Below are 14,563 nucleotides of genomic sequence, written 5' to 3' on the forward strand. Positions count from 1 at the left end.
CGCCGGATCGCGCCGTCTCCGAACGCAATTCCGCCATGGCGGGATTTGATTTCTTTCGCACGAGAGCCTATCCCGATTTCGCTTGAGATGAGAATGCCGCGGGCAGAGGAGCCGCGCCCTATGATCCTTCCCCGTCTGGTGCGATCGAAATTCTGGGTATGGTCGATCCTCGTCGTGCTCGTCGTGGTCACGGCACTGCGCATCGGCTTCTCCTTTCTCGTCCAGCCGGAGACGGTGGAGCGCGGCCTGGAACAGGCGATGGAGAACTGGACGGGTGCGCAGGTTCATATCGGCAAGGAAACGCATTTCAGCTTCTGGCCCTATCCACGCGTCACGCTGCGCGACGTGCGCGTCGTGCCGGATGGCAGCGGCGAGCTAATCTCCGCCGAGACCGTCTCGGCGACGTTCGACCTTCTCGGCGCGCTGCGCGGTCACCCGTCGTTCAGCGATTTCGAGCTTGTGCGGCCCATCGTGCGCCTGCGCCGGGAGGCGGACGGAACGTTCAACTGGCGGCACAGCGGCTGGCTCGTCGAAGCTATCGAAGCGACGAAGGCCACCGGGAGCAAGCCGGCCTCCGACCCATCCAAAGAACGCATCGGCACGATCACGCTCGTGGACGGCGTGCTGGAAATCGTCTCCGGTGAGAGCCGTCCCTACCGCATCTCTGATATAGACGGCACGGTCACCTGGCCGACCCTGCGGCAGCGCTTGTCCATGACGCTTTCCGGTGTCAGCAACGGCGAGATGACGCGCCTGTCTTTCGACACCGATCAGCCGCTCGCTCTGTTTGCGGGCCGCGACGCCACCGTTCGCGCGAGCGTGACCGCCGACCCCGGTGCCATCAGCTTCGAAGGCGCCGCCAATCTTTCCGGCAGCGGCTTCGTCAACGGCGCCGTGCAGCTTTCAACGCCGTCCCTCAGCCGTCTTCTTTCATGGCAGGGCCGGGACATTCCGGCCGTCAGCACCATCGGCCAGATGACCGTCGAAGCGAATGTCGCGACATCCGGCTACGCCGCCAGACTTGAGAACGTCAAGCTGGCGCTCGACGGCACGAAGGCGACCGGCGTGCTCGACCTCAACATGCCGCCGGAGAGCGTGCCGCGGATCGGGGGAACACTTGCCTTCGACCGCATCGACCTGCGTGCCTTTCTCTCGGCATTTTCGCCGCTTCCCGGCGCCGACCAGAACGCACCGACGATCGACACCACGTTCATCCATCAGTTCGGCATGGATCTGCGCCTTTCGGCGGGGACGGCCACGTTCGCGCCCTTTGCCCTGAAGGACCTTGCCGCCGGCATGCGCATCGAGAACGGGCGCGCATCCTTCGATATCGGCGACAGCACCCTGCTGGACGGTCGCCTGACGGGCCGCATCGCGCTTGCGGAGGAAGGCTTCCGCGGCGGCGGCAAGCTGCAATTCTCGCTCAGCAATGTCGACATGGGCAGCATCGCCAGCACACTAGCACTTCCGGGGCCACTGCCGTCGGGCATCGGATCGGCGGATTTCGAGCTCTCGACGAAGCTGCCGCTCTGGGCAACCACGCCCTCCGACATGTCCGGCAAGTTCCGCCTGCGGATGGGCTCCGGCACGCTCACACATTTCAACCGGCAATCCTTCGAAAAACTCGCAGCGCAGGGCGATTTCTTCAGCATGTCTGCGGCGGGAGACGGGTCGTTCGACTTCACCAGGGCCGATGTGGAAGCGCGCCTCGATCGAGGGCTGGCCGAGCTGACAAAAGCGGAGATCGAAGGCAGCGATACGCTGCTCACCTTGTCCGGCATGGTGCCCTACCGTACAGGCAGTCTGGCGCTGGCCGGCCTGTTGAAGGACCGAACGACAGCGGATGCCACGAACGGCAAACCGGGTATCAGCTTTTTCGTCGGCGGCTCCTGGCCGGATCCGGTCATCTCTCCGGCCTCGATACTGACGGGGCGTCAGCCTCGCCAGTAAAGATTCCTCGTTGCATTCAGCGGCCGGCAATCGCCGCCTGCTCGTCACGCTGGCGCTGCACTTCGCGCCTTTTCGTCATGATCGATGCGATGATGACGCCGATCGCGACGAGGCCGATGAGAATGGTGCAGGCCGCGTTGATCTCGGGCGTGACGCCCAGGCGGACCTGACTGTAGATCTTCATCGGCAGGGTGGTGGCGCCCGGGCCAGAGGTGAAGCTGGCGATAACGAGGTCGTCCAGCGAGAGCGTCAGGGCCAGCATCCAGCCGGACAGCACGGCGGGCGCAATGACCGGCAGCGTCACCTCCAGGAAGGTACGGACTGGCGTGGCGCCGAGATCCATTGCCGCCTCCTCGATCGAGCGATCGAAGGAGAGAAGGCGCGACTGCACCACCACGGTCACGAAGCACATGCTGAAGGTGATGTGCGCAAGCGTCACCGTGACGAAGCCGCGGTCGAGGCCGATGGCGACGAAGAGCAGGAGCAGCGACAGGCCGGTAATGACTTCCGGCATGACGAGCGGCGCATAGACCATGCCCGAGAAGAGCAGCCGGCCGCGAAAGCGCGTGTAGCGCGTCAGCGCCAGCGCCGCCATGGTGCCGAGCACCGTGGCGATGGTAGCGGACAACAGCGCCACACGGATCGTCACCCACGCCGCATCCATCAGGCCGCGGTTGTTGAACAGCGAGACGTACCATTTCGTCGAGAAGCCGGCCCAGACCGTCACGAGCTTGGACTCGTTGAAGGAGAAGATGACCAGCAGCACAATGGGCAGATAGAGAAACGCAAAGCCGAGAACGACCGAGACGATATTGAAACGGGACCAGGTGTTCATGGCTTATCTCCCCTGCTCTTCGGCCTTGGCCTGCGCATTCTGGAAGAACACAATGGGCACGACGAGGATGAGCAGCAGGATCGTCGCCACGGCAGCCGATACCGGCCAGTCACGGTTCGCATTGAACTCGTTCCAGAGCGTCTTGCCGATCATGAGCGTCTGCGATCCGCCGAGCAGGTCGGGAATGACGAATTCCCCAACGGCCGGGATGAAGACAAGCATGCAGCCCGCCACCACGCCGGGAAGCGAAAGCGGGAAAGTGATTTTCCAGAAGGCGGTGATCTGCGGGCAACCGAGATCCTGTGCCGCTTCGATCAGCGTGTTGTCCATCTTTTCCAGCGCAGAATAGAGCGGCAGCACCATGAAGGGCAGGTATGAATAGACGATGCCAATATAGATCGCCCAGTTCGTGCCCAGGATGATCAGCGGGGAATCGATGATGCCTGTGCCGATCAGGAACTGGTTGAGAAGCCCCTCGGGTTTCAGGATCGCGATCCATGCATAGACGCGGATGAGGAAGCTCGTCCAGAACGGCAGGATGACCAGCATCAGAAGCGTCGGACGCAGCGAACGGGGCGCCTGTGCCATGCCATAGGCGATAGGATAACCGATCAGCAGCGTGGCAAGCGTCGAGACGCCGGCGATCCACACGCTCGACAGATAGGCATTGAGATAGAGCGCATCCTCGGTTAGCCAGACGAAATTGTCGAAGCTGAACTGCCCGATCTTCGCCCAGAGGCCGGAAAGGCCGTCCGCCAGCGCGAAAACCGGCTCATAGGGCGGCTGCGCGATGGCGGTGGTGGACAGCGAGATGCGAAAAACGATGAGGAACGGGACAAGAAAGAAGAACAGCAGCCAGGCATAGGGGATGATGATGACAAGGCGGCTGAAGATGGCGGAGCCGAGCTTGCTCATGCGCTCAATCCTTCAACACGACGCCGGCTGTCTCGCCGAAGGAAACCCAGACCTTTTCATCATAAACGATGGGGTTCTCCACCTCGCGCTGGGCATTCAGCATGGAGGCTTTGACCACCTTCCCGCTGCCGAGCTTGACGTAGAAGACCGTCATGTCGCCGAGATAGCCGATATCCCATACTTCGCCCTCCGCTGCGTTGACGGTGGCATCGGCGGGAGCGTTGCGCGAGACCTTCAGCTTTTCCGGCCGGATGGCGAAGCCTGCGGCGCTGCCGCTCGCCGGCGCGCCGGCCGAAGCGGTACGAACGGTGAAGCCGTCATTGGTCACCAGTTCGATCTTGCCGTTGCCGCTTGCGGAGACCTTGCCGTCGAGAATGTTCACGTCGCCGATGAAGTCCGCGACGAAGCGCGAATTGGGCGCCTCGTAGATTTCCGCGGGGGTCGCGACCTGGATGACCTTGCCGTGGCTCATGACCGCGATGCGGTCGGCCATGGTCATCGCCTCCTCCTGGTCGTGCGTGACGACGACGAAGGTGAGGCCGAGGTCCTGCTGGAGATCCATCAGTTCGAACTGGGTTTCCTCGCGCAGCTTCTTGTCGAGCGCGCCGAGCGGTTCGTCGAGCAAAAGCACCTTGGGTCGCTTGGCCAGCGAACGGGCGAGCGCCACACGCTGACGCTGGCCGCCGGACAGTTGATGGGGCTTGCGCTTGGCGAACTGCTCCAGCTTCACCAGCTTGAGCATCTGGGCGACGCGTTCGGCGATCTCGTTCTTGGGCATACCGTCCTGGCGCAGACCGAAGCCGATATTGCTCTCCACGGTCATGTGCGGAAAGAGCGCGTAGGACTGAAACATCATGTTGACGGGCCGCTTGTAGGGCGGAATGCTCGCAATATCCTGGCCATCGAGGATGATCTCGCCGGATGTCGGCCGCTCGAAACCCGCCAGCATGCGCAGGAGCGTCGACTTTCCGCAGCCCGAGGCGCCCAGCAGGGCGAAGAACTCGCGATGGTAGATGTCGAGCGTGAGATTATCGACAGCTGTGAAATCGCCGAACTTCTTCGTGACATTGCGGAAGGTGATGAACGGCTTTGCGTCGGGGTCTGTCCACGGCGCAAAGGAACGACGGATATTGCCGAGAGATTTCATGCCTGTCCCCATCTCTTTATTGGCAGCGCAAATGAAATTGCCCGGAAGGTTCTTCCGGGCAATTTGCACTGGACCGATTACTGGCCGGTCACGACTTTTGTCCACGTCCGCGTGAACAGACGCTGCGTTTTGGAATCGAGCGCCGTATTGGTGAAGAGCTTCTTCAGCGTTTCCTCATCCGGGTAGATCGTCGGGTCCTTGATGATGTCTTCAGGCAGGAGTTCCTGCGAAGCCTTGTTGCCATTGGCGTAGTGGATGTAGGTCGATGCCTTGGCGATCACGTCCGGACGCATGATGTAATCGAGAAAGGCGTGTGCTTCCTCGACATGAGGCGCATCCGCGGGGATTGCCATCTGGTCGAACCACATCTGGGTGCCTTCCTTCGGGATGGCATAACCGATCTCGACGCCGTTGTTGGCCTCTTCGGCGCGGTCGCGGCCCTGGAAGATATCACCCGACCAGCCGATCGCGATGCAGATGTCGCCATTGGCAAGGCCGTTGATGAATTCGGACGAGTGGAACTTGCGCACGAAGGGGCGAACCTTCAGAAGCGCTTCCTCGGCCTTGGCGATATCAGCAGGATCATGGCTGTCGGGGTTGAGCCCGAGAGATGCGAGCGTAACCGGGATCATGTCGGTTGGGGAATCCAGCATGTTGATGCCGCAATTCTTGAGCTTCTCGGCATTGGCCGGATCGAAGATCGCGCTCCAGCTGTCGATTTCGTCGACGCCAAGAGCTTCCTTGATCTTAGCCTTGTTGTAGCCGATGCCGATCGTGCCCCACATGTAGTTGATCGAGTATTCGTTGCCCGGGTCGAACGGCTGCATGCGCTCGGCCACCATGTCCCACATGTTCTTGAGGTTCGGCAGCTTGGACTTGTCGAGTTTCTGGTAGACGCCCGCCGCGATCTGGCGCTGGAGGAAGGTGTTGGTGGGTACGACGACGTCGTAGCCGGTGCCACCGGCCAGCAGCTTCGTTTCAAGGATCTCGTTGGAGTCATAGACGTCATAGACGACCTTGATGCCGGTTTCCTTGGTGAAATCGTCGATGATCGAGCTATCGATGTAATCGGACCAGTTGTAGACGTTCACAACCTTCTCTTGCGCGAAAGCGCTGCTGGCCGCCATGAGCGCCGCGAGAGCGGCCGTCGCAAAAAGAGTACGTCTTACCATTGATTTTTCTCCCAGTTTTTTAACTGACCGATGCGTTCGCACGAACGTCTGTCGCCGATTATGGAGTTTTTTCAGGAGGCGACAAGCCGCATTCTACGTAAAGGCCCGACGAATTTTTATATCACATTGTTCCCATTTCTATCATATCTCACCCGCATATCCGCAGGAAATCAAGTTAAAACTTACTGGAAGTCGAAAAGGCTGAGGCCCGCCACCATTTCGTCGAGCCCGAGCGGGCGCGTGACCGGCGGCTCGGCGCGGGCGAGACAGCCCTGCCGCTCGCACAGCCGGCAGGCGGCGCCGACAGGCACGGCACCCTCCCACCGCACCGCTTCTGCATACACCGTCTCGTCCGCATGGGCCGCGTCGCAGCCAATGAGCAGCGCCGTGCGGCGCACACGCTCGGCAAACGCGCCCTGCGGCCCCTCCAGCGTGCGGGAGACGGCGAGGAATGCGGCACCATCAGGCATTTCCACGCGATCGACGAGTATTTGGCCCGGCTGCGCGAAGGCCGCGTGCACGCCAAGCTTGGGACAGTCCCCGCCGAAACGGGCCTGGGGAAAGCCCTGTGCGCCGGCACGACGGAACCGATGGCCGGCATTGTCGATCTCCAGCATGAAGAATGGCACACCGGCCCTGCCCGGCCGCTGGAGCATGGTCAGGCGGTTTGCCGCCTGCTCGTAGGACACGCCGAAGCGCGACCGCAGCACGTCTATATCATAACGCACGCGCTGTGCCGCGGCGTGAAAGGCCTCATAGGGCATCATCAGGGCATGGGCCGCGTAGCGCGCCAGCTCGAAGCGCGCGATGCGTTTCGCCTCCGCCGTGGAGAAGGCAAGCAGATCAAGTTCGGCGAAGACTTCGTCCTGAAGCGCCAGCTGCACCGTTTCCATGGCGATCTCGCGCAGCTGGTCGAAAGGCGAGAGGCGCTCCGACAGGAAGAGGCGCATGGAGTGCCGGTCGAAGCGGCGGCGCAGCGTCGGCATGGCATGGACAGGCAGAAGACGCACCACGACGCCGTGCTCCTTGCGCAGCCATCCTTTAAGGGCGACGGTCAGCTCGTCGCCGGGTGCGAGTGCGGCATGGAACCTCTCGGCTGCCTCATCTATCGCGCCAAAATAATTCGGGCGATTTTCCAGCTTGTCGCGCACCTCGTCCATCGGCAGCAGAGTGCCGGCGAGCATGGTGGCGCGCCCCTCGCGGGCGAGCATGTCCGCGAGATCCGTGAGGCGCGCGGCCTGCTCGCGATAGGCGCGGTAGAGCTTGAGGATGCCGCTCGCCACATTCGGCGCCGCGTCCGCGATCTCCAGAAGCTCCTGGTCTCCGGGCAGTTCGCCGGCCAGCAGCGGATCGGCGAAGACCTCGCGCAACTGGCGCGCATTGCCCGCGCTTTCGCCCTGGAGTTCATCGAGATCGACCTTGTAGACGGAGGCAAGACGCAAAAGAAGCTGCACCGTCAGCGGACGCTGGTTGCGCTCGATAAGGTTGAGATAGGACGGCGAGATCGAGAGCCCTTCGGCCATCGCCGTCTGGGTTAGGCCGAGCGTATTGCGGATACGCCGGACCTTGGGGCCTGCAAAGATCTTGTTCTCTGCCATATGTCAAATCCTTTACATGCACACCTACGTATTAGGTTTTACAATCTTTACTTTTTTACAGCGCCCCTTTGTCAAAGACAACACATCATTACTCGATTTTCAGGCTGATTTATCGGATTTTCCTCGCCGGATTGTGCGCTGCGATGTAAATACTGTCACATGAAATCGGGCATCAAGGAGCCGCCGCCCGGTCCTGACAACATCGCATTGGAGGATACTATGACTGATTTTTACAACCTTGTTCCCAGCGCCCCCAAGGGCCGGTTCGATGGCATCGAACGCCCCTATACGGCCGAGACGGCCGAGAAGCTGCGCGGCTCCGTCCAGATCCGCCATACGCTGGCTGAAAACGGTGCGAACCGCTTGTGGAAGCTCATTCACGAGGAAGATTTCGTCAACGCACTTGGTGCGCTCTCGGGCAATCAGGCCATGCAGATGGTCCGCGCCGGGCTGAAAGCGATCTATCTCTCCGGCTGGCAGGTCGCTGCCGACGCCAATACCGCGTCCGCCATGTATCCCGACCAGTCGCTCTACCCGGCCAATGCGGCACCGGAGCTTGCCAAGCGCATCAATCGCACCTTGCAGCGCGCCGACCAGATCGAGACCGCCGAGGGCAATGGCCTTTCGGTCGACACCTGGTTCGCCCCGATCGTTGCCGATGCGGAAGCCGGTTTCGGCGGCCCGCTCAACGCCTTCGAGATCATGAAGGCCTTCATTGAGGCGGGTGCCGCCGGCGTTCACTTTGAGGACCAGCTGGCGTCGGAAAAGAAGTGCGGCCATCTCGGCGGCAAGGTTCTGATCCCGACCGCCGCCCATATCCGCAACCTCGATGCCGCGCGCCTTGCCGCCGACGTCATGGGCGTGCCGACGCTGATCGTCGCCCGCACCGACGCCGAGGCAGCCAAGCTTCTCACCTCCGACATCGACGAGCGCGACCAGCCTTTCGTCGACAAGGACAAGGGGCGTACGGTCGAAGGTTTCTACCAGGTCAAGAACGGCATCGAACCCTGCATCGCGCGCGCCATTTCCTACGCGCCGCACTGCGACCTGATCTGGATGGAGACAGGCAAGCCGGACCTCGACCAGGCCCGCAAGTTCGCCGAAGCCGTGCACAAGGCGCATCCGGGCAAGCTGCTTGCCTACAATTGCTCGCCCTCGTTCAACTGGAAGAAGAACCTGGACGACGCGACGATCGCCAAGTTCCAGCGCGAGCTGGGCGCGATGGGCTACAAGTTCCAGTTCATCACGCTTGCCGGCTTCCACCAGCTGAACTACGGCATGTTCGAACTGGCCCGCGGCTACAAGGAGCGCCAGATGGCGGCCTATTCCGAGCTGCAGGAAGCGGAATTCGCGGCCGAGATCAACGGCTACACCGCAACCAAGCACCAGCGCGAAGTCGGCACCGGCTACTTCGATGCCGTCTCCATGGCCATCACCGGCGGCCAGTCCTCGACCACCGCCATGCATGAATCGACCGAGCACGAGCAATTCCGCCCGGCCGCCGAGTAAGCCAGACCACCACCTTTCAAGAACCCCTGATTACAAGAGGAGAAATGCCATGACAGTCCAGACCCGCGTCAAGGAACGTGCTGAAGAACAGGCGTCCGCCATGACCTCCGATCAGCAGGCCATGATCCGCATGGTCGCCAACGACCTGCACCGCCTCAACCAGTCCGTCATGAAGGCGGTCGAGGCCGGCGTGTCTGTGGAGCTCGTCCGCTCCGCCCGTCACCATGGCGGCGAGGGCAACTGGGGCGACCTGCTGATCCCGGTTATCGTGACGCAGGGTCGCGGCTGACAGGCATAATCCAGTCAAGGAAAATCCCCGGCGTTCCCTGCGCCGGGGATTTTCGTTTCAGGGCGGGATTGGATGAGGGAGGCAAAGGGGTTGGCGTTCCCTTCAGAAACGTGGCCCGGCACGCTCAGGCCGCGCGGGCTGTCCGCCCCCCGGAATCGCGCTCTCCCGCCTCAAAACGAAACTGGCCGATCAGTGCCATCAGCTCGTCCGCCTGACCTGCAAGATGACGGCTTGCGCTCGTCGTCGATTCCACCATGGACGCGTTCTGCTGGGTCATCTGGTCCATCTGGTTGACGGAACCGTTGACCTCCTGCAGTGCTGCGGACTGATCCCGGCTGGCCGTCGCAATCAGCGCGACGTGGTCGCTGATGCCGACGATCTGGCGGCTGATCGCAGCAAGGACCGCGCCTGTTTCCTGCACCAGACTTGCTCCCGTGCTGACTTCCTGCGTCGACTTGTCGATGAGGCCTTTGATTTCCTTGGCCGCCTCTGCCGAGCGCTGCGCCAGTTCTCGCACCTCCTGTGCGACGACCGCAAAGCCCTTGCCGGCTTCACCCGCCCGTGCGGCCTCGATGCCGGCATTGAGGGCAAGCAGGTTCGTCTGGAAGGCGATGTCATCGATCACTTCGATGATCTGCTCGATCTTCCGCGAGGCCTCTTCGATCCGCCCCATCGCTTCGATCGCGCTGGTGACCACGGCACTGGAGCTGTCGGCGCTCGCTTTGGTTTCGGCGACCCGGCTGTTGGCCTCCTGCGCGCGTTCGGCGGAGGAGCGGACGGTGACGGTGATCTCGTCCACGGCCGCAGCAGTCTCCTCAAGCGAGGCAGCCTGGGATTCCGTGCGACGCGACAGGTCGTCGGCAGACCGGCGCATCTCGGCACCGCTGGACTGGATCGCAGTCGCGTTGGCGCGAATGCTGCCGAGTGTGCCTTGCAGGCGCGACAGGGAATCGTTGAAGTCCTGCCGCAGCTGTTCAAGCCGGCCGGCAAACGGCACGTCGATCGTCTCGGAAAGATCGCCCTGCGCGAGACGACCGAGGCCTGCTGCGAGCTGGTTGACGGCGAAATCGATCTGCCGGTCCGTGTCGCGCTTTTCCGTATCCACCTTTTCGCGCTCGGCTGCCGCCTCTTCATTCTGACGCTGGGCGACAGCCTCCATCTCGATCCGGCGCTGCGCATTTTCGCGGAAAACTTCCAGCGCACGCGCAATCTGGCCAAACTCATTGGCCTTGTTCCGGCAGGGAATATCCGTGTCGAGGCGCCCTTGCGCAATCGCGCCGACCGCACCGATCAGCGAGCGCAGCGGGCGCGTCGCCCGGCGCACGGCGACATAGGCGAGACAGCCGAAGAGCAGCATGGAAACGCCGCCCGCGATGATCGCGCGAAGCTGCAGGTCGTGGATCTTCTGGAAATAGACCTCCATCGGAATGCCGATGAAAAGCAATCCGACATTGGCACCGGCTGCATTCTTGACCGGGAAGTACCCGGTCATGAAGTCGCGACCAAAAAGCTGCGCGGGGCCGAAATATGGCGCGCCCTTGGCAAGCGCGGCCTGAGCCGGATGCTCGGCAGCCAGTTTCGTGTCCGTCGCTCGGCTGCCGTCTTCCTTCTTCACGTTTGTCGAGATGCGGACATAGTCCGTTCCCTGCTTGGCAAAAACGGTCGCAACTCCGGCGATGGAACTGGCGGTGCGATCGACGAGATCGTGGTTCGCAAGCTCCGGCATCGCCTCGCTCTTCACGGCCGCAAGCGCGCCGTCCTTCAGCTCCATGGAAGCCCCTTCGACAACGGCATCGTAGAGAACGGCCATGTTGCGGGTGGCGTCATGGGCGTCGTTAGCCGCATCCTGAAGCACATAGTTTCTGAGATTGTAGTGCATGACGCCAACGATGACGGCGGCACTGAGAAAGATGAAGGCGAAGGTCATCGCCGCATACTGATAGGCGATCGAAGATCGGAATACCTTGCTCATTGTCGGGCTCCTGTTGTCCCGAAATGATAAAAATCAAACGTATAAGAAAAACTGAAAATCCGCCGCAACATCCTGCAAATCGGGACGTCTACGCATAAAAAAGGCCTGGAAACCCAGGCCTTTTCTTAGTTAACGGCGGAAGTATCAGGCCGCGCGGTAGGCGTTCTGATCGTGCTCTTCCGCTTCGAGGCGGAATTGCTCGACCAGCATCATCAGCGTGTCGGCTTCACCCGCGAGCTTTCGGCTTGCCGCCGTCGTGACGTCGACCATCGAGGCGTTCTGCTGGGTCATCTGGTCCATCTGGTTGACGGAGCCGTTGACCTCCTGGAGTGCGGCGGCTTGATCGCGGCTTGCCGTCGCCATCATGTCCACATGGTGGCTAACGGTGACGATCTGCTGGCTGATCGCGGCAAGCACGGCGCCGGTCTCCTGCACGAGATGCGAGCCCGCATTCACCTCGCTCGTCGATTTCTCGATGAGCACCTTGATTTCGCGCGCGGCACTCGCCGAACGCTGCGCCAGCTCCCGCACCTCCTGCGCGACAACGGCGAAGCCCTTGCCCGCCTCGCCAGCACGCGCAGCCTCGATACCGGCATTGAGGGCCAGAAGGTTGGTCTGGAACGCGATATCGTCGATGACCTCGATGATCTGCTCGATCTGGCGCGAAGCCCCCTCGATACGTCCCATCGCGTCTATGGCGTTGCTGACGACGCCGGCGGAATTGTCGGCGCTGCGCTTGGTGGCGCCGACGACGAGGTTCGCCTCATGCGCCCGCTCGGCGGAGGACCGCACGGTCGCGGTGATCTGCTCGACGGCGGCCGCGGTCTCTTCCAGCGATGAAGCCTGCGATTCGGTACGCTTGGAAAGCGCATCGGCCGAATGCAGCATGTCGGCGCCGCTGCGCTGGATCGACAGGGCATTGTTGCGGATCTGGCCGAGCGTATCCTGAAGGCGCACGAGCGAGACGTTGAAGTCCTGGCGCAGCTGCTCGAGGCGACCGGAGAACGGCGTCTCGATCTGGCGCGACAGGTCGCCCTGCGCCAGGCGGCCAAGGCCGGCGGCGAGCGCGTTGACCGCGAAGTCGATCTGTTGATCCATGGCCTGCTTATCGGCGTCATTGCGCCGGCGCTCGGCCTCAGCCTCGGCGCGCTGCTGCTCGCTTTCGGCCTCGACACGGATCTTGGACAGGGCGTTTTCCTTGAAGACACCGAGGGCACGGGCCATGTCGCCGATTTCGTCGGCGCGGCTCTGGCCGGATATTCCAGTATCGAGGAAACCGTCGGCCAGTCGGCGCATGGCGCCGGTGATCTGCCCGATCGGCCCCTTCAGCGTCAGCACCAGCGCGATGCCGGCGAGCACGGCGATGGCCGCGCCGACGACGGTCGCCAGAACCGAGACCTGATTGGCCTTCTCGCGCTCCGAGCCGGCGCTGGTCTTCTGCTCCTCGGCAAACTGGCTGAGCAGGTTCCAGATGCTGTCGATGGACTGGCCGGCCACATCGAAATCGGTCGTGCGCTGGGTACTGATCTTGACCAGCGTGGCGCTGTCGGCAGCGATCTTGTCTATGACGGGTGTCACCGCTTCCCCGACAGCGTCGAAGAAGGCCAGGCCGTTGGCGCTGCCGCGCAGGGTGGCGATCTCGCTCGTCACGATGGAGAGCGAGGCCAGAAGTTTGGTGCGGTTTTCCTCGGAGGTGTCGCCGAGGAAACGGGCGGCGATGATTTCGACGTCATAGATCGAGTTGACCAGCTTGCGCGTGGCGGACAGCACCGCTTCCGACTTGATGATCGGCTCGTCGAGCTCGCCGAAAATGCGGGTCGCTTCGCGCATCTTCTCAACCGCGCCGCCCTGAAGCTGGATGGCGATCTGGCGGAAGCGGTTGATGCGGCGCCCGATCTCGGGAATCGTGACATCGGCCGGATCGCTCGAGGTCAGGTAGCCGCCCAGTTCGTCGATTGTCGTGCGGATGGTTGTGGACACGACTTTCTGATTCTTCGGTAGGATGGCCGCAATCGAGCGTTCGGTCTTGGAAATGAGCGGGTAACGCTCCTTGACTATCTTCAGCTTGTCATCCGGCGTTGCGGCCTTGGTGACATCGCTGAGGAAATCGGCAAAGAACCGGCTTGCATTCGTCAGGCGGTCCGCCTCGCGCAGCATGCTCTTTGCGCTATTCTCGTCCTGACGGACAGACCGCTGCAGCTTGGTCGCCTCCTCGAGAATCTTGATCTGTTCGGCGGCAAGGTAATTGAGGCTCTTGCCCATTGCATCATGCAGACGGGTCTCGCGGGTATAGAGAAGCCACAGACCCTCCATGCGCGCCTCGATGTCCTTGGTCTGCTTCTGGGCGTCGAGCAGTTTGGAGGCATCGACATCGGGTGTCAGGCCGTCCATGGTCTGGCGCAGCAGCGTAACCTGCGCCTTCAGGCGCTGGTTGACCTCATCACGGGTCTCCTTGCTGGTATCCTGCAGGAAGCGGTTCATGCTGGCATAGACGTCCTTGAAGCCGCTGAGCGACTGGAGGACGCTGTTGGAAATCTCCATGCGGCCCTGAAGCAGGCCGGTGGCATAAAGGCCGGTGAAGCCGACGGCGCAAATGCTCAGTACGAACGGCAGGATAAAGACCAGAACCTTGGTCTGGATTTTGAAACGGGCAAGAATGCGATCAATAAACATGGCGGAACATCCATTGTCGGCGTGCTCCACCCCTGCTCGCTTTCAGAGCCTCCCCAGGATTCGGACGCCGGATTACCGACTTCATGCGGCTGCAATGCCGCGTATCCGGGGGAGCATTCATTGCCAGCCGCATACATCCATCATGGGACGCGGCTTCCGGAACCCTATCCAGAGATCATCGACGGCAATCTTTAAAATTCCCTGACTTTTTAAACCGATTTATCCCGGCTTGAACGTCAAAGGGCGATGAGCGCGAGTGCCGCGACCAGAAGGGCAGCGAGCGCGCAATTGACGCCGATCGCCAGAAGACGGCGGCGGATTTCTTCCGTTGCGGCAATGGCGATGGCGCGGGCGGGGCGGCGTCTGGCAGGCATGCGGCGATACTCCGTTACTTGGAAACAACAGGCAACGCGGATGATCCGGTCTGCCGGCCCACATCATGTTGTCTCCCATCCCGAAAGGCGGGAAACGCCGACATTTCGAGAGCATCCGCCCCGAGGTCT

Annotated in this window: 11 protein-coding genes; 3 read left to right on the forward strand and 8 right to left on the reverse strand. The window is 62.0% G+C overall.

The features are described from left to right. The first annotated feature begins 120 nt into the window (after nucleotides 1-120). Nucleotides 121-1,950: an AsmA-like C-terminal region-containing protein gene (locus MNR02_RS13955; protein ID WP_241947220.1), complete on the forward strand. Its 1,830-nt coding sequence runs from the start codon at nucleotides 121-123 to the stop codon at nucleotides 1,948-1,950. 16 nt (nucleotides 1,951-1,966) lie between these two features. On the opposite strand, the gene MNR02_RS13960 is transcribed toward MNR02_RS13955, so the two are convergent. From MNR02_RS13960 to MNR02_RS13980, 5 genes are all read right to left on the reverse strand, one after another. After that, nucleotides 1,967-2,785 carry an ABC transporter permease gene (locus MNR02_RS13960; RefSeq protein ID WP_160870011.1) on the reverse strand — a complete coding sequence of 273 codons (819 nt, stop codon included), beginning with the start codon at nucleotides 2,783-2,785 and terminating at the stop codon, nucleotides 1,967-1,969. A 3-nt stretch (nucleotides 2,786-2,788) separates the two neighbouring features. Continuing rightward, nucleotides 2,789-3,700 (reverse strand): ABC transporter permease subunit, encoded by a 912-nt coding sequence (locus tag MNR02_RS13965; RefSeq protein WP_241947221.1) that lies wholly within the window; start codon nucleotides 3,698-3,700, stop codon nucleotides 2,789-2,791. A 4-nt stretch (nucleotides 3,701-3,704) separates the two neighbouring features. Beyond that, nucleotides 3,705-4,847 carry an ABC transporter ATP-binding protein gene (locus MNR02_RS13970; protein WP_241947222.1) on the reverse strand — a complete coding sequence of 381 codons (1,143 nt, stop codon included), beginning with the start codon at nucleotides 4,845-4,847 and terminating at the stop codon, nucleotides 3,705-3,707. A 77-nt stretch (nucleotides 4,848-4,924) separates the two neighbouring features. Next, nucleotides 4,925-6,034 (reverse strand): polyamine ABC transporter substrate-binding protein, encoded by a 1,110-nt coding sequence (locus MNR02_RS13975; protein WP_269470864.1) that lies wholly within the window; start codon nucleotides 6,032-6,034, stop codon nucleotides 4,925-4,927. Nucleotides 6,035-6,201: 167 nt separating this feature from the next. After that, a complete protein-coding gene (locus tag MNR02_RS13980; protein ID WP_241947223.1) occupies nucleotides 6,202-7,617 on the reverse strand; it encodes a short-chain fatty acyl-CoA regulator family protein in 1,416 nt (471 codons plus the stop codon). A 219-nt stretch (nucleotides 7,618-7,836) separates the two neighbouring features. On the opposite strand from MNR02_RS13980, the gene aceA reads away from it, so the two are divergent. Continuing rightward, on the forward strand, nucleotides 7,837-9,126 hold the full coding sequence (gene aceA, locus MNR02_RS13985) for an isocitrate lyase (RefSeq protein WP_241600545.1): 1,290 nt from the start codon (nucleotides 7,837-7,839) through the stop codon (nucleotides 9,124-9,126). A 49-nt stretch (nucleotides 9,127-9,175) separates the two neighbouring features. Beyond that, on the forward strand, nucleotides 9,176-9,415 hold the full coding sequence (locus MNR02_RS13990; protein ID WP_069059911.1) for a hypothetical protein: 240 nt from the start codon (nucleotides 9,176-9,178) through the stop codon (nucleotides 9,413-9,415). 124 nt (nucleotides 9,416-9,539) lie between these two features. On the opposite strand, the gene MNR02_RS13995 is transcribed toward MNR02_RS13990, so the two are convergent. The 3 genes from MNR02_RS13995 to MNR02_RS14005 all read right to left on the reverse strand — a co-directional run bounded on the left by MNR02_RS13995 (nucleotide 9,540) and on the right by MNR02_RS14005 (nucleotide 14,434). Then, a complete protein-coding gene (locus MNR02_RS13995; protein WP_241947224.1) occupies nucleotides 9,540-11,387 on the reverse strand; it encodes a methyl-accepting chemotaxis protein in 1,848 nt (615 codons plus the stop codon). A 144-nt stretch (nucleotides 11,388-11,531) separates the two neighbouring features. Then, the gene (locus MNR02_RS14000; RefSeq protein ID WP_241600540.1) at nucleotides 11,532-14,060 is read right to left on the reverse strand and encodes a methyl-accepting chemotaxis protein; all 2,529 of its coding nucleotides are present in this window, start codon (nucleotides 14,058-14,060) and stop codon (nucleotides 11,532-11,534) included. A 236-nt stretch (nucleotides 14,061-14,296) separates the two neighbouring features. Further along, nucleotides 14,297-14,434, reverse strand: coding sequence for a hypothetical protein (locus tag MNR02_RS14005; protein WP_241947225.1), 138 nt, complete (start codon nucleotides 14,432-14,434; stop codon nucleotides 14,297-14,299). Nucleotides 14,435-14,563 lie beyond the last annotated feature (129 nt).

Origin of the sequence: Shinella sp. H4-D48 (assembly GCF_022637395.1) — a bacterium.
Taxonomy (GTDB): domain Bacteria; phylum Pseudomonadota; class Alphaproteobacteria; order Rhizobiales; family Rhizobiaceae; genus Shinella; species Shinella sedimenti.

What these genes read in the sequence shown, in the direction of transcription:
- MNR02_RS13955 (WP_241947220.1), top strand. Translation starts at nt 121, where the DNA reads ATGATCCTTCCCCGTCTGGTGCGATCGAAATTCTGGGTATGGTCGATC.
- MNR02_RS13960 (WP_160870011.1), bottom strand. Translation starts at nt 2,785, where the DNA reads ATGAACACCTGGTCCCGTTTCAATATCGTCTCGGTCGTTCTCGGCTTT.
- MNR02_RS13965 (WP_241947221.1), bottom strand. Translation starts at nt 3,700, where the DNA reads ATGAGCAAGCTCGGCTCCGCCATCTTCAGCCGCCTTGTCATCATCATC.
- MNR02_RS13970 (WP_241947222.1), bottom strand. Translation starts at nt 4,847, where the DNA reads ATGAAATCTCTCGGCAATATCCGTCGTTCCTTTGCGCCGTGGACAGAC.
- MNR02_RS13980 (WP_241947223.1), bottom strand. Translation starts at nt 7,617, where the DNA reads ATGGCAGAGAACAAGATCTTTGCAGGCCCCAAGGTCCGGCGTATCCGC.
- aceA (WP_241600545.1), top strand. Translation starts at nt 7,837, where the DNA reads ATGACTGATTTTTACAACCTTGTTCCCAGCGCCCCCAAGGGCCGGTTC.
- MNR02_RS13990 (WP_069059911.1), top strand. Translation starts at nt 9,176, where the DNA reads ATGACAGTCCAGACCCGCGTCAAGGAACGTGCTGAAGAACAGGCGTCC.
- MNR02_RS13995 (WP_241947224.1), bottom strand. Translation starts at nt 11,387, where the DNA reads ATGAGCAAGGTATTCCGATCTTCGATCGCCTATCAGTATGCGGCGATG.
- MNR02_RS14000 (WP_241600540.1), bottom strand. Translation starts at nt 14,060, where the DNA reads ATGTTTATTGATCGCATTCTTGCCCGTTTCAAAATCCAGACCAAGGTT.
- MNR02_RS14005 (WP_241947225.1), bottom strand. Translation starts at nt 14,434, where the DNA reads ATGCCTGCCAGACGCCGCCCCGCCCGCGCCATCGCCATTGCCGCAACG.